Below are 21,610 nucleotides of genomic sequence, written 5' to 3'. Positions count from 1 at the left end.
TGGCAATAACTCAGTGCAACTTTAGTCGACTGTAAAAATAAGAAAAGCGCCTTAAAAACAGGCGCTTGAGATTGAGGGGGAATGAAAGTGTGATGTTAATCTAATGTTAAACTAGCCAAAGGTCTAACGTTTATCGATAAACTTAGATATAAAAGTCTTTGATACCTTGCAATAAGTTGCTCACCGCCACCGCAGCGAGGATCAATCCCATCACTCTGCTGATGATGGCAGCACCCACATTGCCGATCCACTTTTGAATCGTGGTGGCGCCGAGTAGCAGCAGCAAAGTAATAAGGAGTACGGCAAGCATTACAAGCGCTGTAAGTCCTTGATCCATAAAAGAGTGTCGATGGTTGTCAGTGAGAAGTACAATAGCCATCATTGCACCCGGCGAAGCAATAGATGGGATCGCCAGCGGATAAACGGCGAGGTCGGCGAGTTGATCTCGGTTTACTTCTTGGCTCAGTTTGGTTTCTTCTTCTGGTTTGCTCTCACCAAATATCATTGTCAGTGCGAACAGTAGAAGGACTAATCCGCCCGCAGCTTGGAACGCGGGTAGAGGGATCTGCATCGCTTCAAGCAGTAACTGACCGGCGACAAGAAAGAATAACAGCACACCAAAGGCTATCGCGACTGCTTTTAGTGCGACGATACGACGATGTTTGACGTCAAGATGTTGGGTTTGAGAAAGATAAACGGGTACCGAGCCAATAGGGTCAATGACAGCCCAAAGCACGACGAATTGAGTAACGAGAATACTGAGCAAAGCGAACCTCCCAGAGTTTGGTGAAACAGAGGGATAACATGAGCCAGTGACGGAGAACCGCACTTTCAATATTGATAACCAAAGCGGTAACAACTGGCGGCGCTATTATTTAACGTATTGTGGCTGGTATCAATGTTTTAATAAACCTATTCACGCCCAGTTACATAATAGCAGCTTGGGCATGAACTGTCGGCGAGTTTAAAGCTAACCTTCTGATTCCATTTGTTGTAATAGGATCACGGCTTGGGTTCGGTTTTTAACGCCAAGCTTTCTAAAGATGGCGGTCATGTGCGCTTTGATGGTCGCTTCTGACACATTGAGATCATAAGCGATTTGTTTATTGAGAAGACCGTCGGAGAGCATGCCAAGCACCTTGTATTGTTGTGGTGTCAGCGTTGATATTTTCTCAGCTAAATCATTACTTTCGCTGTTATCAATGAGCAGCTCTGCGGGGAAATAAGGTTCACCTTCAAGCACTTTGTTTAGGGCGCTAATAAGCACCCGCATATCACTGGACTTGGGAATAAATCCAAACGCGCCATGCATCTTAACCTGTGAAACGATACTTGGCTCTTCGCTGGCGGAGATGACCACAATAGGAATATCGGGATAATCAGCACGCAGGTGGATAAGGCCGGACATACCATTAGCGCCTGGCATTTTTAGATCGAGCAATATCAGATCTGGTTCTTCGCTTTTCTCTAGAAGACTGAGCAAAGATTCCAATGAGTCCGCTTCCAGCAGATTTGCACCACTGATCGCCATGTGAACAGACTGAAACAGCGCGTTCCTAAACAGTGGGTGATCATCAGCAATAATGATGGTATAGCTCGGTTCCATAGCGTCTCAGTTATTTTGCAAAAGTGTTAACGTTATTATTGATTCTGCGTCGAGTTTGGACAAATGAATCAATACAAAACTCTGAGCAGAATCGACTTTTTACTGAACGCGGACGCAAAACCTCATCCGTTATTCATTGAGTAGGGTGTATTGGTTTAAATGCTCTAGAAAATCTTCAGCGCTAACAAATCCGGTTAAACGCGCACTTGGAAGTTGCGTGCCATTGGCATCCCAAAACTCAATGGTCGGCAATCCTAGTACATCCATCGCTTTGAGCATTTCGATATCCTGTACTTGATTGCGCGTGACATCCGCTTGCAGCAAAACAAAGTTGGCCAGCACAGGTTCAACATTGGCATCGTGGAAGGTGTACTTTTCGAACTCTTTACATGCAACACACCAATCGGCGTAAAAATCGAGCATCACAGGTTTACCGGCAAGTTTAGCTTTGTTTAGCTCAGCATTGAGCTCGGCAAGGTTGTTGACTCGAGTGAAGCTAACGCTGATCTCGGACTCGCTACTTGTCGGTGCGCCAAGCCAGTGATTGAGTAGTGGCTGCGCTGACGCAAATAGACCTAGAATTGCAATAATGCCGACACAGCTTTGCTTCCAGCCACCAAATGGTAATGCATTCTTTTGATGATACAGCCAGCTAAAGGCGGCAATACCCAAACCAGACCATAGTACGCTACTCCAAAATTCTGGCAGTAAACGCTCAAGTAAGAAAATAGGTGCAGCGAGTAGTACAAAGCCAAACAGGATTTTTACGCGTTCCATCCAATTTCCCGCTTTTGGTAGTAGCTTGTTGCCAAAGACCGCAGCGGCAATCAATGGGATACCCATACCAAGCGCCAACGCATACAGCGCGACACCACCAGTCAGCAAGTCGCCACTTTGTGCCACGTACAGCAAGGCGCCGGACAACGGAGCGGTCGTGCAAGGTGAGCACACTAGACCGGATATGGCTCCCATGGCAAACACGCCTAACAGGTTGCCACCTTTTTGTTGATTGCTGAGGTTATTGAGCCAAGTTTGTACATTGCTTGGCAGCTGTAAGGTATAGAGGCCAAACATCGACAGTGCCAGTGCTACAAACAGGACACTCAAACCAATAAGTACATACGGGTGCTGCATCGCGGCTTGAAATTGCATCCCCGCTGAAGCCACGACAAGGCCAAGCAAGGTGTAGGTAAGCGCCATGCCTTGCACATAGACCATAGATAACAGCAACGCTTGTTTATGACTGCGCTTGCCGCCACCCAGCACAATACTGGTGAGGATTGGATACATTGGTAATACACAAGGCGTGAAAGCGAGGCCAATACCGAGCAGTAAAAACAGCGCTGGCGTCCACCAGTTTTGCCCGAGTTTGTCGGTTAAGTCGTTGTTGCTGTTCGAGGTGTTTGTACCTGTCGTCGCTGACTGTGGTGACTCTGCAGGCTTGCTGTTGTCTGCGGCAGTTGTCGCTGCCGGTTGGACGTCAGTAGTGGTATCGGAAACGGCATCAAAGCTAAATGGCGTAATGTCGATAACGCGCGTTTCTGGTGGGTAACAGAATCCTGCTTTGGCGCAGCCTTGATATTGCACAATCAGTTTTGCGCCGGCTTGATATTGGCTTAATGGCACTTCAACAAACAGCGGTTGGGTGTAAATCGTCACATCCCCAAAAAACTCATCGGTGTACGGCTCACCTTGTTGCAGTTCAATATTACCCAGGGTGACGTTTTCACCGCTGAAGTTTAATCGGTCTTGATAGAGGTAGTAGTCAGGTTTGACTTGCCAGTCGATATAGACTCGATCGCCCTGCTGATAGGCGTTCATTGGAAATGCTTGATCAACAGGAACAAAGGTATTGGTGCCAGTCGGGGTAAAGGCATTACTGGTGTTGTTGTCTCCAAATAGAGCCCAGCTAGGCAACGCCAACGTGGTCAGGGAAAGCAGCAAAAATTGGGAAAGTAGTCGAGTCATGAACGCTATGCAACCAAGGTTTAACAATATAATGAGGTTATATGATGTTAAGACAGGAAGATAGCGAGAAATGTTTCATTAAAGATAAAAAAAGAGCTGCGATACAACGCAGCTCTCAATTCTTTTTGCAATCCATTTGCTGGCGATTAGCCGATCAGTAGGCCGCCAAATGCAAAACCAAGCGCAACGGCTGTCGCGATAGTGGTCACACCCGGAATGAAGAATGGGTGGTTGAACACATAATTGCCGATCCGTGTTGAGCCAGTGTCATCCATTTCAACCGCAGCAAGCAGGGTTGGGTAGGTTGGCAGTACAAACAGAGCACTTACTGCAGCAAATGAAGCAACCGCTGTCAGTGGTGCTACACCAATTGCTAGCGCTGCTGGCATTAGAGCAACGGTTGTCGCGCCTTGCGAGTAAAGCAGCATAGAGGCAAAGAACAGAACCATCGCTAGCATCCATGGGTAGTCTTCCAGTAGCGCGCCCGCTAGCTCTTTAATGCCGTCAACGTGCGCGTTCACAAACGTTGAACCAAGCCATGCTACGCCAAGTACGCAGACACAAGCGGTCATACCTGAGCGGAACGTTGCTGCAGAAGGAATTTTAGATGCATCGATCTTGGTCACTAGCGTGATCGCTGCCGCTGCTGCCAACATGACGGTCATGATTGCTTCGTTACGGCCAAGCGCAGGATCTTCAATCAGGCCGATAGAGCCAGAGATCGCTGCTGCGTAGCAAACTACGAATGCAATTGCACCTAAGAAAATATAGGTCGCCGTTTTTGCTGTCGGCAGAATGTTGCGCTCTTGAGTGGTACTCAGCTTGATAAGGCCTTGAGCTAGACGCTCTTGGTACACAGGATCGTCTTTCAGCTCGCTGCCCATGAAGTTAGCGACAAAGGCGCCGACCATACAGGCGATAAAGGTGGTTGGGATACACACAGCAAGTAGCGTTAAATAATCGACCCCCATTGGCGCTAGCATTGCCGCGAAAGCAACCACCGCGGCGGAGATAGGAGAAGCTGTGATAGCGATTTGCGAAGCAACAACGGCAATCGACAATGGGCGTGATGGTCGCACCCCTTGGCCTTTTGCAACTTCAGCGATAACAGGAAGCGTTGAAAACGCGGTGTGACCTGTACCTGCCATAAGCGTCATCAAGAAAGTTACAATGGGAGCATAAAAGGTGATTCTTTCTGGATGTTTGCGAAGGAAGTCTTCAGCAATTTGCACCAGCCAGTCCATACCACCAGCTACTTGCATCGCAGCAATCGCAGTGATTACTGACATAATAATTAAGATCACATCCACAGGGATGTAAGCTTGGCTTGTTGGTACGCCGAGTACCAGTGAGAGGGCAATGACACCAGCACCGCCAGCCAGACCGATTCCAATACCGCCAATACGTGCACCTAAATAAATAAACAGCAGTACGACGGCAAGCTCTATAGCAACCATAGTCAATCCTTGTTTCGATTGTCCGTTATCAACCATGATGACAAGCGGACGTTGTAGATAATATTAGGGAATAAGTTTTACCAATGAGAAATAGGCACTAAAAAGGCTCCCCCATACAGGGGAGCCTTTAGGCATCATTACTCGTAGCGTTTGGCTTTATACTGAGGTTTCATCAGATTGTCTACTGAGAAAATGTCATCTAACTCTTCTTCAGATAGAAGGCCGCGTTCAAGTACCACTTCTTTTACGCTCTTACCGGTCTCAGCACAGATCTTACCGACGATGTCGCCTTCATGGTGACCGATGTAAGGGTTGAGATAAGTAACGATACCAATTGAGTTGTAAACGTAGCTTTCACACACTTCTTTATTAACGCTAATGCCATCGATGCATTTGTCGCGCAGGTTGATACAAGCATTTTTCAGAATTTCAAGAGATTCAAACATGCTTTGCGCAATTACTGGCTCCATAACGTTCAGTTGCAGCTGACCACCTTCCGCTGCGAAGGATACTGTGTTGTCGTTACCAAGCACTTTAAAGCACACTTGGTTAACTACTTCAGGAACCACTGGGTTCACTTTCGCTGGCATGATAGAAGAGCCGGCTTGCAGTTCCGGCAGGTTGAGCTCGTTAAGACCCGCGCGAGGACCAGAAGAAAGCAGGCGCAGGTCATTACAAATCTTAGACAGTTTCACAGCTAGGCGCTTAAGTGCACCGTGAGTCATTACATACGCGCCACAGTCAGAGGTCGCTTCGATAAGATCCTCTGCTGGTACACATTCAAGGCCTGTTACTTCAGATAGGTGCTTAACTGCAAGCTCTTGATAGCCTTGAGCTGCGTTTAGGCCAGTACCGATTGCTGTTGCGCCGATGTTCACTTCTAGTAGTAGCTTTGAGGTGTACTCAAGGGCACGAATCTCTTCGTTCAGAGTTACCGCCCAGGCGTGGAACTCTTGGCCAACTGTCATTGGTACCGCATCTTGAAGCTGAGTACGACCCATTTTCAAAATAGTCGAGAACTCTTGGCTCTTCGCTTCGAACGAACCTTTTAGATATTCAATCGCATCGATTAGCTTTTGTACGCTGTTGTAGACTGCGATACGGAAACCCGTTGGGTAAGCACAGTTTGTTGATTGGCTTTTGTTAACGTGATCATTTGGGTTAATGAACTCATATTGGCCTTTCTCTTTGCCCATCAGTTCAAGTGCCACGTTAGCGATCACTTCGTTGGTGTTCATGTTCACAGAGGTGCCAGCACCGCCTTGGAACACATCTGATGGGAACTGATCCATGCACTTGCCTGTTTCAAGGATCACATCACAAGCTTGGATAATATATTGAGCGATGTCTTTTGGAATCACGCCAAGCTCTTTGTTAGCGAGCGCAGCGGCTTTCTTGGTCATGACCATACCGCGAACAAAATCGGGTACATCAGAAATGGTCACATTGGAGATATTAAAGTTTTCGATAGCGCGTAGTGTGTGGATGCCGTAGTAAGCATCGGCCGGGACATGACGTTGGCCTAATAGATCTTCTTCAATACGAGTGGCTTGAGTCGCAACTGTTTGCTCAAGAGTAGTTGTCGCCATATTTTGGATCCTTAGAGAATAATTCTGCGTTAATTACAGTTATTTTGCCAAATCTGTTTTAAGAATCCATTCGCCAGAATAATTGGCTAGTTATTACGTCCTGACTTATGGGGTACATATTACTCAAAGTGGCACATAAAAATAGTAGCCAGATCACCTTTTTCACTTAATTATTGCAAAGGCCAGCAAAGTCCTCGTGAGATGAGATTTCCCTCATAAAATTCGCATCATTAACTGAGTCGATTTATATTTTGAAAAACTCATTTTGTGCGCTTAGCGGTTGAATCCGAGTAATTTATTTGTGGTTTAGTAAAGGGTAGGCGTAAACTGACAGCAAACCAAGGAGGAGCGTGTGTTTCCGATACTGTTATTGCTATTTATTTTTGTTCCAATCATTGAGATTGGGCTATTTATCCAAGTCGGCGGCTTTTTGGGCTTATGGCCTACTATTGGCTTAGTGCTATTGACGGCGGTGGTGGGTGCCTCGCTGGTGCGTAGCCAAGGCCTGCAAACCCTAATGTCAGTACAGTCGAAGCTGCAGCAAGGTGAAATGCCAGCGCAACAAATTGTTGAAGGCGTTATGTTGGCGGTTTCTGGTGTACTACTTCTCACTCCGGGCTTTATGACTGATGCGATGGGTATGTTGGTACTGCTGCCAGCACCCCGTGCGGCTATTGCTAAATATCTTATGAGTAAAGTGGTGGTGAAGAGCGTTTCTGGAGGATTCCATCAAGGCGGTTTTCATCAAGGTGACTTCCAGCAAGGGCCGTTTGATTCCCATCGCGACCATCAGCGCGATGGCAACACCTTTGAAGGTGAGTATGAACGTAAAGACGATGATGACCGTAACAAGCTGAACTAATGATATTCAACCGCATCAAGCTTTCGAGGCGCAGTTGGAACAACGTGCTTATTATCGGCATCGCTTTTTTTATGCTGATGATGGCCGCACCGACTCTGATAAAGCAATATTTGCTGGAGCCAGCAGCGCAGGCGAGTGAAGGCTTGGTGCTTGACCCAAGTGCTGAGCCAATAGAAATCAACTACGCTGGGATCCAATTTTATCAGCAAGGCGATAACTGGCGCGCGATTCCTAAGAAGTGGAATCAAGATGCTGAAAGCGTGGTATTGCGCTGGAAAGCGATGCAGGGCACGCCAGTTGACGACGAAACGTATCAGAAACTCAAACCTGCGTTTGAGCATCCGATGACAATCGAGGTTTGGTATCAAGAAGTTGAAGAGCCGCAGCGCATTACCGCTTACCCGTTGGATCAGTTTTGGCTGCTCAACACCTACAATGGCTTATGGGTAGCGGTAAGCTTTGAAGGCAGTGAATTACTGCCACAGGATGCGAGATAAACGCATCCATTTCTTGTTCACTCAGTCCATGACCAGTTAAGCGTAGACATCATGCCAGAATTGCCAGAAGTAGAAGTTTCTCGCCTCGGGATTAGCCCGCATCTATTAGAACAAACCATTCAAGAAATCGTGGTGCGTCAGCGTCAGCTGCGCTGGTGGATCCCTGAAGAGATCCACGGTTTACATGGTCAGCCCATCACGGCGATTCGCAGGCGGGCTAAGTATCTGCTACTCGACACGCCAAAAGGCACCGCCATCGTCCACTTGGGGATGTCGGGCAGTCTACGAGTACTGGAAAACCCACCCCCGGCTGAAAAGCATGACCACGTTGACTTAGTGCTTAGCAACGGTAAGGTCATGCGCTACAACGACCCACGCCGCTTTGGGGCTTGGTTGTGGTGTGCTCCGGGAGAGTCTCATGAGCTTTTGGACAACTGTGGTCCAGAACCTCTTACGGACGAGTTTAATGCCGATTGGATGCTCTCTCGCGCCAATAACAAACGGGTCGCGATTAAAACCTTCATTATGAATAACGCTAATGTTGTCGGGGTGGGGAACATCTACGCTTGTGAGTCGCTATTTAGCGCTGGCATTCTTCCAACGACACCAACTTATAAAGTGACGCTTGGTCAGTGGCAAACGCTGGTGACGGAAATCAAGCAGGTGCTAGCACAAGCGATCACTCAAGGTGGAACCACGCTTAAAGACTTTTCGCAAACGGATGGTAAGCCTGGCTACTTTGCCCAGGAGCTGCACGTGTATGGGCGAGCGAAACAACCTTGCCATAGCTGCGGTGAGCCAATCAAAGAGATGAAGATAGGTCAGCGAAACACCTTCTTTTGCGATGTTTGCCAGAAGTAGTGATGTTAACTAATGGATGAACAAAAAAGCGCTTGCCTCGGCAAGCGCTTTTTTAGTGGTTGTTATCCGCCTCTTTGGGAGGTGAGCGATAATACTTAGCTCAGGCTAGATGTTGTCGTAAATACGTTTACCATCGCGCTGAGTTTCAAGTAGATATAAGTTCCACATGTACTGCTCAGGCTTGTCACGTAACAGCGCTTCAATTGCGGCGTTCATCGCGCGTGCGTCTTGCTCTTCATCTCCCGTCGGGAAGTTGTCGATAGCTGGCAGAATATGCACTTCGTATTTGCTGGTTTGATCATTGTAGGCGGGCAGTACTGGCACGACTTTGGCTCGAGATAGGCGAGACATTTTACCAAACCCTTTTAGAGTCGCCTTTTCTGCAGCAAAAAAGGGCACAAACACAGAGTTTTGTGGGCCGTGATCTTCATCCGGCAGCCAGTAACCGATGTAACCATCCTTGATAGAGCGAACAAACGGCTTCACGCCGGCGCTACGGGCAAAGATGCGTCCACCATACTGCATACGCTGGACGTGCATCAGCCAGTCACCGATTGGGTTGTTTTGCGGTTTCATGATGGTTGCCACTTTGTGGCCTTGAGCTGCTAACATGACCGCAGGGTAGTCCACAGCCCATGCGTGCGGCGCCAAGATGATCACGTTCTCTCCAGCATCCAGTAGCGGCATCAGGTTCTCTTCACCAATCATCACACCGCGATTTTGGTTGTGCTTGGTTGAGCGTACCAAAAACTCAGAGTAGCCCAGTAGGTATTGGCCTGCCTTGGCAAAGGTCTCTTCAACAATGTGTTGGATCTCTTGCTCTGACTTCTCCGGAAAGCATTTTTCAAGGTTGAGGCGGGTACGTCTGACGACGCGACCATTTTTACCGACAATGATCCCGGAAATATAGCGCGCAAAACGATCGCGAGGCTTAGCGGGAACAAAGGCTAGGAATACCGCCAGTAGGATGCCAAGCCAAGTGCCCCAGTGTTTGGGGTGTAAAAATGCCCACTGGAAACGAGGATCATAGAGGTTTTTATCGATATGTTCTTGATTGCTCATAATGCCTACTCGTTACAGATAGCGAGAGTTAGTTTTGGTTTCGTCAGGAACCGACTTGAATCGCTTGTGCATCCAAAGCCACTGTTCTGGCGCGCGCAAAATGATTTTTTCTACGTAGTGATTCATTAGTGCGGCTGCGGCGACTTCGTCTTTCTTTGGATATTCATCTTCAATGGAGATGTCAGCCATGATCTCATATTTACCATCGGCATTTCTAAAACCAGAGCCCGGAACGATCGCGCACTTACTGGTGTAAGCCAGAATACTGGTGCCCGTAGTGGTGCAGGCTTCTTCTACGGCAAAGAAAGGCACGAACACAGACTTATTGTGGCCATAATCTTGATCCGGAAGATAGAACAAACGGTGACCTTGGCGCATGACGCGGATCATCGATTTTAAATCGGTACGATAAATCAGTTTGTTGCCGTTGCGAGTACGACCACGGTACTGGATGAACTCGTAAGCAGGATTGCTGTGTGGACGATAGGCGCCGTATCCTGGGAGCCCCAGCACAGCAAAAGCGCGTGCGGTAATCTCAAGGTTAAGTGCATGCACGCAGCACAGTAGTACGCCTTTGTTATTGGCTTCGTGCTGCTTAAGCGCGCTGATGTCTTTTTCTACTAGAATGCGCTTAAAGCGCCAGGTTGGCCAAAACCAAGTAATACCTGTTTCGATCAGCGCCATGCCTGAGTTCTTAAAGTTCTCTTCCACAAAGGCGTCGATCTCTTGTTGGCTTTTTTCTGGAAAGGCCAACTCTAGGTTACGACGCGCGATTTGAGCGCGTTTGCCGCCAAAGCGCATGGCGAATTTGCCAAGGCCACGACCGAGTTTATACAGCAGTGCGTATGGCAATAAGTTGACGATCAACGCCAACAGGCCGAAGCCTACCCACACGCCCCAGTGTTTGGGATGTAGCAGTGATAAGCTGAAGTCCGGTTTTTTGTCAGTTTTCATTAGCGTTATTGCAGTTGTAGTTTTAGCAGCGCCCAGTACTCGTCAAAGGTGGACGTAGGGGTGTATTTAAAATCAGAACGAACAAAGCGGTTCAAACTGCCTTCTACTTGACCGAGTAGTTGTGCGGCGAGGATCTTCTCATCTACAGGAAAGCTTTTGCCTTCACGAATTTTGCGCTCGCGCAAAATTTGACGCAGAGATGTCTCTATTCTTTCATACAGCTGATTAATTCGGTCACGTAATCGTTCATTCTCAAACATTAGAGCATGACCAGAGAGAATGCGACTCAAACCTGGATTGCGCTCAGAAAACGCCAAAATCAATTGCAACACTAGACGAATGCGAGTCAGGGTGTCTTTTTCTTCATCTAAGATGCGGTTGATGCGAGACATGAGCGACTCTTCTATGAACTCAATCAGTCCTTCAAACATACGCGCTTTGCTTGGAAAATGACGATAGAGTGCCGCTTCAGACACACCCACTTGCTTGGCAAGTTTTGCGGTCGTGATGCGAGAGGTTCCTTCATTGGACTCTAGCATCTGAGCAAGAGCCTGAAGGATCTCCTCTTTTCGGTTCGACTTTCTCGTAGCGGACATAAATCCTATTCCTTTTGATTACTGCATGCCGAAATCAGCACGATAACGCCCATAGGTGAATCTGTTAGTGTACCTAAGCGCGTTTTATCCACACAGTTCAACGTGCTAAATGGTTGAAGTGTGTAACAATCTATCTCGCAAGGTGGGCGAGCAGAGGGAGTGAGGCGGCGCAGCGTTCGCACCACGCGGCCTTTACTTGCTTAGCGTTAGCTGGTTATGCGGTAGTGAACTATACGTTATTGAGCTTGGCGCTGATGCACTCGAGAATGGCGCGGCCTAACTCGGTTTTCTTTGCACTACCAAGTGCTTGCTGTCCGTCTTGCCAGTACACGGTAATCGCATTTGAATCGCTGTTAAAGCCTTGACTTGCAACAGAGACATCATTTGCACAAATCATGTCCAGATTCTTACGAGATAGCTTATCCAGTGCGTAAGTTTCCACATCTTGCGTTTCTGCCGCAAAGCCAACAGTAAATGGACGAGATGTGCTTAGCGAAGCGACATCAGCGATAATGTCTGGGTTTTTAACCATCACTATCTGCATATCATCGTTGTCCGCGGTCTTTTTGATTTTTTGCGTCGCGACATCGGTTGGACGATAGTCTGCGACCGCTGCACAGCCAATAAAGATATCGTGTGAGATTGCCGCGTCTAATGCTGCCTGATGCATCTCTTGTGCACTGGTCACATTGACACGTTTAACGCCAACTGGCGTAGTAAGCGCAACAGGGCCGGCAATCAGTGTGACATCAGCCCCCATTTGACTGGCCGCTTCGGCAAGAGCGAAGCCCATTTTTCCAGAGCTGTGGTTGGAGATATAGCGCACAGGGTCAATCGCTTCACGCGTTGGACCTGCGGTAATCACTACCGATTTTCCCACTAAGGGTTTTGGACCAAAGAACTGCTCACAGCGCTCAACCAGTTGCATCGGCTCTAGCATACGGCCAGGGCCGATATCACCACAAGCCTGTTCACCGGCGGCTGGCCCCCAAATCATCATGCCACGACGGGAAAGCGTCGAGATGTTCTCTTGGGTAGCGACATTGCGATACATCTGCTGATTCATCGCAGGCGAAACGGCAATTGGGGCGTCTGTGGCGAGCACTAACGTAGTCAGTAAGTCGTTGCCCATTCCGGCAGCCATGCGACCGATGAGATCGGCAGTAGCAGGAGCAAGCAGGACTAAGTCTGCCCATTTTGCTAGTTCTATATGTCCCATCGAGGCTTCAGCGGCAGGGTCGAGCAAGCTATCAGATACCGGTCTTCCCGAAACAGCTTGCATCGTTAGTGGTGTGATAAACTCTTTTGCCGCTTTGGTCATCACGACTTGAACTTCGGCACCACGTTCAATTAGGCGTCTGGTTAGTTCGGCACATTTATAGGCGGCGATGCCACCGCTAATACCAAGCAGTATTTTCTTACCCGCTAAAGTTTGCATAGCTTGCTCCTTACAATTTTCTGCGGCTAAGATAGCAAAAGCCTTGCTCCGCCGCTACTGTCGTACCACTGGCACAAGCTTTTTCCACCTTTGCAATGAGCCCTCACTAATAAACTGAACAGTTACACAAAGCCACCTCTAGGCTCGCAGTGTGTCACCTGTTCACTGCAGCTTTTGATGTTATGCGTCATAACTTCCCTAAGGTTTAATTTTCCCTCTATATAGTTATGACACTATCCACACGAATATACATAGGCTTATGACATTACATCAGCTCCCCAAAGACTCGATGCCGCGAGAAAAGTTACTTAGCCGCGGTAGCCACGCGCTTTCCGATGCTGAGTTATTGGCGATATTTTTACGAACCGGGATAAAAGGCAAGAATGTGATTCAGCTTGCGGACGATTTGCTTGCCGATTTTGGTTCATTGCGGGCACTGTTTTCTGCCACCAATGACGAGTTCTGCCGACACAAGGGGCTTGGTGTCGCCAAGTATGTGCAGCTTCAAGCGGTACTGGAAATGAGTCAGCGCTATCTATCGGAAACTTTGCAGCGTGGAGACAGCTTAAATAGTCCGGAACACACCAAATACTATTTGATGTCGATACTGCGCGATCGCCAGCGAGAAGCCTTCTATATACTGTTTTTGGATAACCAAAATCGAGTGATTGCCGATGAAGTGATGTTTGAAGGCACCATAGATGCGGCCTCTGTATATCCCAGAGAAGTCGTTAAGCGTGCATTAGAGCATAACGCGGCGGCGCTAATACTGGCGCATAACCACCCATCGGGGATTGCTGAGCCGAGTCAGGCCGACAGAAGGATCACCAGAAGATTGAGCGATGCACTTGGACTAGTGGATATTCGTGTGCTCGACCATTTTGTGGTTGGTGATGGGGAAGTGGTCTCGTTTGCCGAAAGAGGCTGGATTTAGCCTCTTAAACAGTAGAAAGCGTTTTTTATTGTAATAACTGTGATACAGAGCTTTTGTTTTGGTGATTTTCTGCTATGATTCGCGCACTAAATTATCAACCAACATCAGCTCAAAGTGAAAAAGATCAGCAAATCCTTAAAAAAGGATCTGTTCGGGTCTTGAGCAATGCATGTCAAGTTAGTATAATGCGCGACCTTTGATAGCCTTGTATGGGTATTCCATAATGGTTATGGCCTCTTATAATTGAGGTTCGGCCACCAAGGTTGATATCGAGCTGAAACGATTTGGAGAAGACATTCATGTCCCGAGTATGCCAAGTAACTGGTAAGCGTCCTGTAACGGGTAACAACCGTTCACACGCACGAAATGCTACCAAGCGTCGTTTTCTGCCGAACCTACAAACTCATCGTTTCTGGGTAGAAAGCGAAAAACGCTTTGTTAAACTACGTCTAACCGCTAAGGGTATGCGTATTATTGATAAGAAAGGCATCGATGCTGTTCTTGTTGATATTCGCGCTCGTGGCGAGAACGTATAAGAGGAATTAAGCAATGGCTAAAGGCATTCGTGAGAAAATTCGTCTAGTATCTTCTGCAGGTACTGGTCACTTCTACACAACTGACAAGAACAAGCGTAACATGCCAGGCAAATTTGAGATCAAAAAGTTTGATCCAGTTGTTCGCCAACACGTTATGTACAAAGAAGCTAAAATCAAGTAATTGATAAGTTTCTACTTGTAAGTATTGAAAACCCAGCTTCGGCTGGGTTTTTTATTGCCTGAAATTCAGGCTCGGTTAATGCTCTCGTTAAAAAGGGCTTAAACTGCCCCTTCAAAACCCAACTGTCGCCACGCTTCATAGGCAATAATCGCTACCGCATTGGATAGGTTTAGACTGCGCGCATCTGGCATCATAGGAATGCGAATGCGTTGCTCCATTGGTAGGCTTTCAATCACTTCTGCAGGTAAGCCGCGAGTTTCTGGACCAAATAACAGCACATCACCTTGCTGGTATTTCGCATCGGTATGATGGCCGGTGGTTTTTGTGGTACAAGCAAACAAGCGGTAGTTCGGGTTGTGTTCTTCTAAGTAAGCAAGAAACGCCGCGTAGTCTTTATGACGTTTTACGCGCGCAAGATCGTGATAGTCGAGACCCGCACGGCGTACTTTCTTCTCTTCTAAATCAAAACCCAGCGGTTCAATAAGGTGTAGGTTTGCACCGCAGTTGGCACAAAGACGGATGATGTTTCCGGTGTTTGGAGCAATTTCTGGCTCGTAGAGGGCGATATCAAACATATTGGCTGTCGACTCATACTAAATAATGGAATGAGTATACCTGAAGCGTAAAAAGAACGTTATCCCCAAGGCTATCGTCATCCCCGCGCAGGCGGGGATCTACTCAAAGCGTGCACCAATCCTCAAGTAGATTCCTGTGTGCGCAGGCGCGCGGCTAGCGGAATGACGAGACACTCTAATTGCGTGTCCTTTGAGATTAAAGCTTATCCGTCACAGCTAGCGTCGCCGCTACCATGTCATGACCAAACTTAATACTGCGCTCAGGCGACCAACCATACAAAGGATCTGGATAGTTGTTATTGTCCTTAAAAGGCATCTCAATGGTGTATGACAGGCAGCGGAACTGCTCTGCAACCCAGTTTGAGCCGACGGTTAGATTTGCCTTACCCGGCTCGTCTTTGTCGTAGCCATAGTCGTCTTGGAACTCAGGCGTAATAGTGAGTAGTGCTTGTTTGAACGCATGCTCAAGACCGGCGTGTCTCTCATCGTAAGAAGGAATGCCCTCAGAGCCAGCTGCAAAGTTGTATGGGATCGCTTCATCACCATGAATGTCCAAGAACATGTCGACGCCCGTTTGCAGCATCTTCTCGCGTACTAGGAACACCTCTGGGCTTTTCTCCATAGAAGGTGTTTGCCACTCACGGTTTAGGTTGACGCCAACCGCATTGGTGCGCAGGTGGCCGCGGTTTGCGCCATCTGGGTTCATGTTTGGCACTACGTAGAGCACAGCTTTTTCTAGCAACGCTTGCGCTGTGGTGTCGGTTTCATCGACAAGGCGCTGGATCAGGCCTTCCATAAACCATTCCGCCATAGTCTCACCCGGGTGCTGACGAGCAATCACCCAAATGTTCTTCTTACCTTCTTCTGGCTCGCCAAAAGTCAGCAGCGACATATCGTTGTTGTCTAACGTGTGGCCTAGGGTCTCAAGAGTGCAGTGGTGCTCGGTTTGCGCCATGTGTAAGAGATCGAGGTGGCGGTCATAGGAGTAGGGTGTGAAGTAAGCGAAATACATGGAGCCGCGCTCAGGCAGCACGTTGAAGCTCAGTGTGTCGCCATCGAACTCAGATGGAATACGGAACCATTCTTCGCGATCGTAAGAAGCGACCACATCATAGCCTTTCCAACCTTCAGGGTAGGCTGACTTAGCCAAATCAAGGATCTTGATGGTGTGGGATTGTTCAGCCTGAGTTTCTAGGCGGAAATGAAACCACTGATAAAACTCAGACTGATGGTCGTTTTGTATCCTTAGCTGGATATCGTCTTTATTCTCAATGCTGACAACTTCAATGTTGCCACTTTCGAAATTGCTGAAGATCTTCATCTACTTGGTTCTCTTATTGTGTTGAGCATGAGCCGGAAGGCTACCACAAAGAGTGTAGAATCAATATCGCTTCGTTGCCTGATTTATAATGGCAGCTCTACGTGCATTTTTAGACCGCCAAGTTCACTGCGTGACGCCATGATTTGGCCGCGATGCTGGAGGATGGCACTTTGCGTGATTGCCAGTCCTAAACCGGTGCCACCTGAGTCGCGATCGCGAGCGGTGGAGACGCGATAAAACGGTCTAAAAATGTCGTCAAGTTCATCATCAGGTACTCCAGGACCATCATCTTCGACAATAATGTGCAGCATGTCATCGTGCTGATACAGCGCGATATTGATCTCGGATTCACCATAGCGGATCGCATTACGTACGATATTTTCAATTGCACTCATGAGCAGCTTAGGGTTGCCGACGATAGAGATCTCAGGAATCGTTGAGAAGTGCAAAGTTTTGCCCACTTGCTCGGCCTCAAACTGAGCATCACTAAAGATCTCCTCCCAAAGGCTGCTTGCTGGCTGACTTTCTCGGGTGACATGGCTGTCGGTGTTCATGCGAGACAGTTCCAAAAGCTCAGCAATCATTTGCTCAAGGCGCTGGGCTTCGGTATCAATACGGGTCAACTCTGCGCTCTCACCTTGTTTACGGGTCGCGAGGCCTGTCGCCATGCGAAGCCTTGTCAATGGTGAACGCAGCTCGTGGGAGATGTCTGACAGCAGTCTTTGCTGACCGGAAATCATTTGATTTACCGCCAGTACCATTTGATTGAAACTTTGTCCTGCTTGCTTAAACTCTGTCGTGCCGGTTTCGAGGGTCGGATCTGGATTGAACTCTCCCTTGGCAACACGCTTGGCGGCGCGCTCAAGACGGCGAGCAGGTTGGCTCAGTGCCCATGCTAGCCAAAGCAGAAGCGGTGTGCTGACGGCCATCACTACTAACAATAGCTGGAATGGCTTATCAAACATTCTGAGTAGAAACGGCGGAGGTTGATTCCAGCGCATACCGATATAAAGGTCATACTCTTGCTTGGCTAAGTTAATCGAAACAGGGCCAACCAGCATGTAGCGGCCGTAGAGTTTTTGCATCGGCTTGTCGAACGTATCAACCGAAGTAATGAAGTTTTTGAGCATGCGCTCTTTGAAATCGACATGCTTTTGAGTGCTTAAGATGTTGCCGGTCTTATCGACAATGAAGAAGCTTGGTCCTTTTGTCTTGCGGTCTTTATTGTGCATGCGTTCAGACTTATCAAGCTGATAGACTATGCGACCAATACTTGGCTCGTTGGCAAATTGACGTTCAATTCTGTCACGATTAGCACTGATTTGGCCGAGTGTCTCGGTGGAGACTTCTCTTGCAACGCGAGGATCGAGGTGGGGCAGTGCTAGTACCGCGATTAGCACCAGCAACATGGTAAACCAAAATATCGCAAAAATTCGTCCGTAGAGGCTGCTAATTTTTGGCAGTTTCATGTTTACTCCTTCACCAATAAGTAGCCACGACCGCGCAAGGTTTTAATCCTTGGTTTACCATCGCTCTTTTCTGGCAGCTTTTTACGTAAGTTAGAGACGTGCATATCCACCGCTCGGTCGAATGCTGACAGGCGCTTGCCGAGCACTTCAAGGCTCAGCGCTTCTTTGGTCAGCGTCTCCCCAGGGTGTTGGACAAAATAGTGCAGCAGCGCAAATTCAGTGGTGGTTAGGTCGAGAGTCTGGCTTTGGCACGTCGCTTCTTGTTTTGCTGGGAAGACCTGAATGTCGTCAAAACGTATTCCATCGGATGAGCTCGATTCTGACTTGTTACTGGTGCGCCTTAATATGGCCTTGATACGCGCGAGCAGCTCTCGGTCGCTAAATGGCTTAGGAAGATAGTCATCGGCGCCAAGCTCAAGACCAATAACACGGTCTATCTCCTCACCTTTTGCCGTAAGCATCAGTACTGGGGTATCCCAATTTTCGCGTAGCTTTTTGAGGGTATCCATACCATTGAGGCGTGGCATCATCACATCCATCAACACTAAATCAATGGCCTCGCACATTGCCTCTAAGCCAGCAAACCCATCGTTGGCCTCTGAAACCTCAAAGCCTTCATAGCTTAAGATGTCTTTGAGAAGACTGGTTAGCTCGGTGTCGTCATCGATAAGAAGAATGTGTGCCATGATTTACCTCGGTATTGTTGTGCCCTGTAATAATAAAGCGTTCGCGGCTCAAAAAAGCGATCTTTACGATTCTTTACGCTCGCTGTACGTTGCTTTACGCCTCAGCTTCTATTCTATACTCAAGCGCTGCAGAGGCAGCCATGGCATGAATCACATAAGGGTAAAGATTATGAAATTTTCAAAAAAATGGGTTATCGCTGCAACTGTTCTTCCACTCGCGCTTGGCTCTGCAAGTGTCTTAGCATACGGTGGCAGTAAAGGCGGTCATCACGGTAAAGGTGGCGAAGGCATGTGTGGCGGTTTTGACGGCAAACGCATGTTCCGCGAGCTAGACTTGACTGACGCACAAAAAGAGCAGATGAAGCAGCTACGTGAATCGACTAAAGCGCAAATGAAACAGAAGTTTGATGGCGATTTCACTGCTAAGAAAGCAGAAATGCAAGCACGTCAGCAGCAAATGCAAGATCTAGTATTAGCCGATACGTTTGATGCGGATGCGGCGAACGCACTGGCAACGCAAATGGTTGAGAAGCAAGCCGAGCGCCGCGTGAAGATGCTTGAGAAGCAACATGAACTGATGAGCATCTTAACGCCAGAGCAGAAAGAGACGTTTAAAGAGCTGTCCCAAGAGCGCATGGAAAAATGCTTCGCGAAAGTGGAAAAGCGTGCAGAAAAACGTGCTTCTGAGTAATCGGAATATCTAGCGTATCATGAAGCTAGACTCCTAGCTTTCATGATAACGATAGCGAATACTAAGCGACCTTTTTTGGTCGCTTTTTCTATTTTTGTCATCATTTATCAGTATACTTGCTTTGTGTTTAGAAATATCTTCAAGGAAAAACCACACAGCGCATGAAGGACAACTACGCGAAATTGGTTACTACGGCTGCATGGGCAGCGACCACGGTAGCAACCATCCTGTTAATAGCGAAACTGATCACTTGGTGGGTCACCGGCTCGGTGAGCTTACTGGCTTCTTTGATCGACTCACTGCTTGATATTGCCGCATCATTGATCAACTTGATTGTTGTTCGATACTCACTTCAACCTGCTGATAAAGAACATACTTTTGGCCATGGCAAGGCCGAATCTCTGGCCGCGTTGGCACAGTCGATGTTCATAACCGGTTCTGCTTGTTTTCTCATTCTTAACGGTATCGATCGTTTCTTCAGGCCGCATGATCTCCAATCGCCTGAGCTGGGTATCTATGTCAGTTTCTTTGCCTTAATCGTGACGTCGGGCTTGGTTGCGTTTCAAAAATATGTGGTTCGTAAAACGGGCAGTCAGGCCATTGCTGCTGATTCACTGCATTATCAAACTGACTTATATATGAACGTGGCGATTATGGTCGCTCTTGGATTGAGTTGGTATGGCGTTGGGCAAGCGGACTCGGTGTTTGCGATTGGTATTGGTGTGTTTATCTTAGTCAGCGCGATAAAAATGGCTTACGAGTCGGTACAGTCACTGCTTGACCGTCAATTGCCGGAAGAAGAGTTAGTTGTGATTCGTCAGGTGTGTAATGACGTGGAAGGGGTGATTGGTGTGCATCAGCTAAGAACTCGTACGTCAGGGCCAGTTCGTTTCATTCAGTTACACTTAGAGTTAGATGACCATCTGCCCCTTATCGAGGCGCACCGCATTGCTGACAAAGCGGAAGAAGAAGTGATTAAGGCGTTTCCTGGCGCGGACGTGATCATTCACCAAGACCCGTATTCTGTGGTGCTTCGCGAAGAAGCTGAGCAAAAGCAGCAGGATTTTTAGTAGCCTGGGCGTAGATGGTGACATGCAGTGGGAGGAGGTTTTGCCGTAATGGCAATGTTAAATTCCATTGTCTATTATCAATGCGCGTGATAAAAAAGTGCGATTCTGATGTGAATCAACGTACGAGCCAGTATAAACTGTAATACTCTTACATAAGTAATAAAGTTACGTCAGTGATGTTTTGGGGAACACGCTGAGTTTAGTGTAACGATAACAAAGATTTCGGTATGTCGCCGCCGAAGGCGACATACTTACAATTTAAAATTAGATTGCCAAATCGAGGGTGAGCATGATTAAGAAAATTGGTGTTTTGACAAGTGGTGGTGACGCACCGGGTATGAATGCTGCGGTACGCGGCGTGGTACGTACTGCTCTGTCAGAGGGTTTGGAAGTGTACGGCGTATACGACGGCTATCTTGGTCTGTACGAAGACCGCATCAAGCCTCTTGACCGTTCAAGCGTTTCTGATGTGATCAACCGTGGTGGTACATTCCTAGGTTCTGCGCGTTTCCCAGAGTTTAAAGAAGTGGAAGTTCGTGAGAAAGCCATTGAGAACTTGAAAAAGCACGGCATCGACGCATTGGTTGTTGTTGGTGGTGACGGCTCTTACATGGGCGCGAAGAAGCTAACTGAAATGGGTTACCCATGTATCGGTCTTCCAGGCACTATCGATAACGATATTGCAGGTACTGATTACACAATCGGCTACCTAACGGCACTAAACACAGTTATCGATGCGATTGACCGTCTACGTGACACCTCATCTTCTCACCAACGTATCTCTATCGTTGAGATCATGGGTCGTCACTGTGGTGACCTAACCCTAATGTCAGCAATTGCAGGCGGCTGTGAGTACATCATTACTCCAGAGACTGGTCTGAATAAAGACCAGCTAATCAGCAACATTCAAGATGGTATTGCGAAAGGTAAGAAACACGCGATCATCGCGCTTACTGAACTAATGATGGATGCGAACGAGCTAGCGAAAGAGATTGAAGAAGGTACTGGTCGTGAAACTCGCGCGACAGTACTGGGCCACATCCAGCGTGGTGGTCGTCCGACAGCTTTCGACCGTGTTCTAGCATCTCGCATGGGTAACTACGCGGTTCACCTACTTCTAGAAGGTCACGGTGGCCGTTGTGTGGGCATCCAGAAAGAGCAACTGGTTCACCATGATATCATCGATGCTATCGAAAACATGAAGCGTCCAGTGCGCACTGACCTATTCAAAGTAGCGGAAGAGCTGTTCTAATTCGG

22 protein-coding genes are annotated in these 21,610 nt (G+C 47.9%); 9 read left to right on the top strand and 13 right to left on the bottom strand.

The genetic code is table 11. The features are described 5' to 3' along the window. Positions 1–142 precede the first annotated feature (142 nt). From PG915_RS15875 to aspA, 5 genes are all read right to left on the bottom strand, one after another. Positions 143–766, bottom strand: a complete 624-nt coding sequence (locus PG915_RS15875) for a MarC family protein (protein ID WP_353497325.1) — start codon at positions 764–766, stop codon at positions 143–145. A gap of 204 nt (positions 767–970) precedes the next feature. Then, entirely contained in the window at positions 971–1,606 is a 636-nt protein-coding gene (locus PG915_RS15870) for a response regulator transcription factor (RefSeq protein ID WP_353497324.1), read from the bottom strand. 129 nt (positions 1,607–1,735) lie between these two features. Beyond that, positions 1,736–3,574: a protein-disulfide reductase DsbD gene (locus tag PG915_RS15865; RefSeq protein WP_353497323.1), complete on the bottom strand. Its 1,839-nt coding sequence runs from the start codon at positions 3,572–3,574 to the stop codon at positions 1,736–1,738. A gap of 146 nt (positions 3,575–3,720) precedes the next feature. After that, entirely contained in the window at positions 3,721–5,031 is a 1,311-nt protein-coding gene (locus PG915_RS15860; RefSeq protein ID WP_353497322.1) for an anaerobic C4-dicarboxylate transporter, read from the bottom strand. 137 nt (positions 5,032–5,168) lie between these two features. After that, a complete protein-coding gene (aspA, locus tag PG915_RS15855) occupies positions 5,169–6,620 on the bottom strand; it encodes an aspartate ammonia-lyase (protein WP_353497321.1) in 1,452 nt (483 codons plus the stop codon). Positions 6,621–6,972: 352 nt separating this feature from the next. Between aspA and PG915_RS15850 the strand changes: the two genes are divergently transcribed. The 3 genes from PG915_RS15850 to mutM are packed head-to-tail and all read left to right on the top strand — an operon-like array spanning position 6,973 to position 8,840. Continuing rightward, the gene (locus PG915_RS15850; RefSeq protein ID WP_353497320.1) at positions 6,973–7,482 is read left to right on the top strand and encodes an FxsA family protein; all 510 of its coding nucleotides are present in this window, start codon (positions 6,973–6,975) and stop codon (positions 7,480–7,482) included. Then, the gene (locus PG915_RS15845; protein WP_353497319.1) at positions 7,482–7,979 is read left to right on the top strand and encodes a hypothetical protein; all 498 of its coding nucleotides are present in this window, start codon (positions 7,482–7,484) and stop codon (positions 7,977–7,979) included. Before PG915_RS15850 ends, PG915_RS15845 begins: the two co-directional genes overlap by 1 nt. Positions 7,980–8,030: 51 nt before the next feature. After that, entirely contained in the window at positions 8,031–8,840 is an 810-nt protein-coding gene (mutM, locus tag PG915_RS15840) for a bifunctional DNA-formamidopyrimidine glycosylase/DNA-(apurinic or apyrimidinic site) lyase (RefSeq protein WP_353497318.1), read from the top strand. 105 nt (positions 8,841–8,945) lie between these two features. On the opposite strand, the gene lpxM is transcribed toward mutM, so the two are convergent. From lpxM to coaBC, 4 genes are all read right to left on the bottom strand, one after another. Further along, positions 8,946–9,902, bottom strand: a complete 957-nt coding sequence (lpxM, locus tag PG915_RS15835) for a lauroyl-Kdo(2)-lipid IV(A) myristoyltransferase (protein ID WP_353497317.1) — start codon at positions 9,900–9,902, stop codon at positions 8,946–8,948. 12 nt (positions 9,903–9,914) lie between these two features. Further along, on the bottom strand, positions 9,915–10,856 hold the full coding sequence (locus PG915_RS15830) for a Kdo(2)-lipid IV(A) acyltransferase (RefSeq protein WP_353497316.1): 942 nt from the start codon (positions 10,854–10,856) through the stop codon (positions 9,915–9,917). Positions 10,857–10,861: 5 nt separating this feature from the next. Next, a complete protein-coding gene (gene slmA / locus PG915_RS15825; protein ID WP_042502207.1) occupies positions 10,862–11,452 on the bottom strand; it encodes a nucleoid occlusion factor SlmA in 591 nt (196 codons plus the stop codon). Positions 11,453–11,681: 229 nt separating this feature from the next. After that, a complete protein-coding gene (gene coaBC / locus PG915_RS15820) occupies positions 11,682–12,890 on the bottom strand; it encodes a bifunctional phosphopantothenoylcysteine decarboxylase/phosphopantothenate--cysteine ligase CoaBC (RefSeq protein ID WP_353497315.1) in 1,209 nt (402 codons plus the stop codon). Positions 12,891–13,149: 259 nt separating this feature from the next. On the opposite strand from coaBC, the gene radC reads away from it, so the two are divergent. From radC to rpmG, 3 genes are all read left to right on the top strand, one after another. After that, the gene (gene radC, locus PG915_RS15815) at positions 13,150–13,824 is read left to right on the top strand and encodes a RadC family protein (RefSeq protein WP_353497314.1); all 675 of its coding nucleotides are present in this window, start codon (positions 13,150–13,152) and stop codon (positions 13,822–13,824) included. A 299-nt stretch (positions 13,825–14,123) separates the two neighbouring features. Continuing rightward, positions 14,124–14,360, top strand: coding sequence for a 50S ribosomal protein L28 (rpmB, locus tag PG915_RS15810; protein ID WP_004728407.1), 237 nt, complete (start codon positions 14,124–14,126; stop codon positions 14,358–14,360). A 13-nt stretch (positions 14,361–14,373) separates the two neighbouring features. Beyond that, positions 14,374–14,541 (top strand): 50S ribosomal protein L33, encoded by a 168-nt coding sequence (rpmG, locus tag PG915_RS15805; protein ID WP_002535344.1) that lies wholly within the window; start codon positions 14,374–14,376, stop codon positions 14,539–14,541. A gap of 98 nt (positions 14,542–14,639) precedes the next feature. On the opposite strand, the gene trmL is transcribed toward rpmG, so the two are convergent. From trmL to PG915_RS15785, 4 genes are all read right to left on the bottom strand, one after another. Further along, complete coding sequence (gene trmL, locus PG915_RS15800; protein ID WP_353497313.1) at positions 14,640–15,116, bottom strand: tRNA (uridine(34)/cytosine(34)/5-carboxymethylaminomethyluridine(34)-2'-O)-methyltransferase TrmL; 477 nt, start codon at positions 15,114–15,116, stop codon at positions 14,640–14,642. Between the two features lie 196 nt (positions 15,117–15,312). Then, the gene (locus PG915_RS15795) at positions 15,313–16,437 is read right to left on the bottom strand and encodes a M14 family metallopeptidase (RefSeq protein ID WP_353497312.1); all 1,125 of its coding nucleotides are present in this window, start codon (positions 16,435–16,437) and stop codon (positions 15,313–15,315) included. 83 nt (positions 16,438–16,520) lie between these two features. Further along, the gene (gene cpxA / locus PG915_RS15790; protein ID WP_353497311.1) at positions 16,521–17,906 is read right to left on the bottom strand and encodes an envelope stress sensor histidine kinase CpxA; all 1,386 of its coding nucleotides are present in this window, start codon (positions 17,904–17,906) and stop codon (positions 16,521–16,523) included. A gap of 2 nt (positions 17,907–17,908) precedes the next feature. After that, the gene (locus PG915_RS15785; protein ID WP_353497310.1) at positions 17,909–18,592 is read right to left on the bottom strand and encodes a response regulator; all 684 of its coding nucleotides are present in this window, start codon (positions 18,590–18,592) and stop codon (positions 17,909–17,911) included. A gap of 169 nt (positions 18,593–18,761) precedes the next feature. Here PG915_RS15785 and PG915_RS15780 point away from each other — a divergent pair, with 169 nt between their 5' ends. From PG915_RS15780 to pfkA, 3 genes are all read left to right on the top strand, one after another. After that, a complete protein-coding gene (locus PG915_RS15780; RefSeq protein ID WP_353497309.1) occupies positions 18,762–19,283 on the top strand; it encodes a CpxP family protein in 522 nt (173 codons plus the stop codon). 161 nt (positions 19,284–19,444) lie between these two features. Continuing rightward, positions 19,445–20,353: a CDF family cation-efflux transporter FieF gene (gene fieF, locus PG915_RS15775; protein ID WP_353497308.1), complete on the top strand. Its 909-nt coding sequence runs from the start codon at positions 19,445–19,447 to the stop codon at positions 20,351–20,353. 289 nt (positions 20,354–20,642) lie between these two features. Next, positions 20,643–21,605 (top strand): 6-phosphofructokinase, encoded by a 963-nt coding sequence (pfkA, locus tag PG915_RS15770; protein ID WP_112462381.1) that lies wholly within the window; start codon positions 20,643–20,645, stop codon positions 21,603–21,605. The last annotated feature ends 5 nt before the right edge of the window (positions 21,606–21,610 follow it).

This window comes from Vibrio sp. CB1-14 (assembly GCF_040412085.2).
Classification (GTDB): domain Bacteria; phylum Pseudomonadota; class Gammaproteobacteria; order Enterobacterales; family Vibrionaceae; genus Vibrio; species Vibrio chaetopteri.
Note: the sequence above shows the minus strand (reverse complement) of the source record. Positions and strands in the feature narration are given on the sequence as shown.

Excerpts from the sequence above, each read along its gene's own strand:
- PG915_RS15870 (WP_353497324.1), bottom strand. The coding sequence starts at position 1,606 with ATGGAACCGAGCTATACCATCATTATTGCTGATGATCACCCACTGTTT.
- PG915_RS15865 (WP_353497323.1), bottom strand. The coding sequence starts at position 3,574 with ATGACTCGACTACTTTCCCAATTTTTGCTGCTTTCCCTGACCACGTTG.
- PG915_RS15860 (WP_353497322.1), bottom strand. The coding sequence starts at position 5,031 with ATGGTTGCTATAGAGCTTGCCGTCGTACTGCTGTTTATTTATTTAGGT.
- aspA (WP_353497321.1), bottom strand. The coding sequence starts at position 6,620 with ATGGCGACAACTACTCTTGAGCAAACAGTTGCGACTCAAGCCACTCGT.
- PG915_RS15845 (WP_353497319.1), top strand. The coding sequence starts at position 7,482 with ATGATATTCAACCGCATCAAGCTTTCGAGGCGCAGTTGGAACAACGTG.
- mutM (WP_353497318.1), top strand. The coding sequence starts at position 8,031 with ATGCCAGAATTGCCAGAAGTAGAAGTTTCTCGCCTCGGGATTAGCCCG.
- lpxM (WP_353497317.1), bottom strand. The coding sequence starts at position 9,902 with ATGAGCAATCAAGAACATATCGATAAAAACCTCTATGATCCTCGTTTC.
- PG915_RS15830 (WP_353497316.1), bottom strand. The coding sequence starts at position 10,856 with ATGAAAACTGACAAAAAACCGGACTTCAGCTTATCACTGCTACATCCC.
- slmA (WP_042502207.1), bottom strand. The coding sequence starts at position 11,452 with ATGTCCGCTACGAGAAAGTCGAACCGAAAAGAGGAGATCCTTCAGGCT.
- coaBC (WP_353497315.1), bottom strand. The coding sequence starts at position 12,890 with ATGCAAACTTTAGCGGGTAAGAAAATACTGCTTGGTATTAGCGGTGGC.
- radC (WP_353497314.1), top strand. The coding sequence starts at position 13,150 with ATGACATTACATCAGCTCCCCAAAGACTCGATGCCGCGAGAAAAGTTA.
- rpmB (WP_004728407.1), top strand. The coding sequence starts at position 14,124 with ATGTCCCGAGTATGCCAAGTAACTGGTAAGCGTCCTGTAACGGGTAAC.
- rpmG (WP_002535344.1), top strand. The coding sequence starts at position 14,374 with ATGGCTAAAGGCATTCGTGAGAAAATTCGTCTAGTATCTTCTGCAGGT.
- trmL (WP_353497313.1), bottom strand. The coding sequence starts at position 15,116 with ATGTTTGATATCGCCCTCTACGAGCCAGAAATTGCTCCAAACACCGGA.
- PG915_RS15795 (WP_353497312.1), bottom strand. The coding sequence starts at position 16,437 with ATGAAGATCTTCAGCAATTTCGAAAGTGGCAACATTGAAGTTGTCAGC.
- cpxA (WP_353497311.1), bottom strand. The coding sequence starts at position 17,906 with ATGAAACTGCCAAAAATTAGCAGCCTCTACGGACGAATTTTTGCGATA.
- PG915_RS15785 (WP_353497310.1), bottom strand. The coding sequence starts at position 18,592 with ATGGCACACATTCTTCTTATCGATGACGACACCGAGCTAACCAGTCTT.
- PG915_RS15780 (WP_353497309.1), top strand. The coding sequence starts at position 18,762 with ATGAAATTTTCAAAAAAATGGGTTATCGCTGCAACTGTTCTTCCACTC.
- fieF (WP_353497308.1), top strand. The coding sequence starts at position 19,445 with ATGAAGGACAACTACGCGAAATTGGTTACTACGGCTGCATGGGCAGCG.
- pfkA (WP_112462381.1), top strand. The coding sequence starts at position 20,643 with ATGATTAAGAAAATTGGTGTTTTGACAAGTGGTGGTGACGCACCGGGT.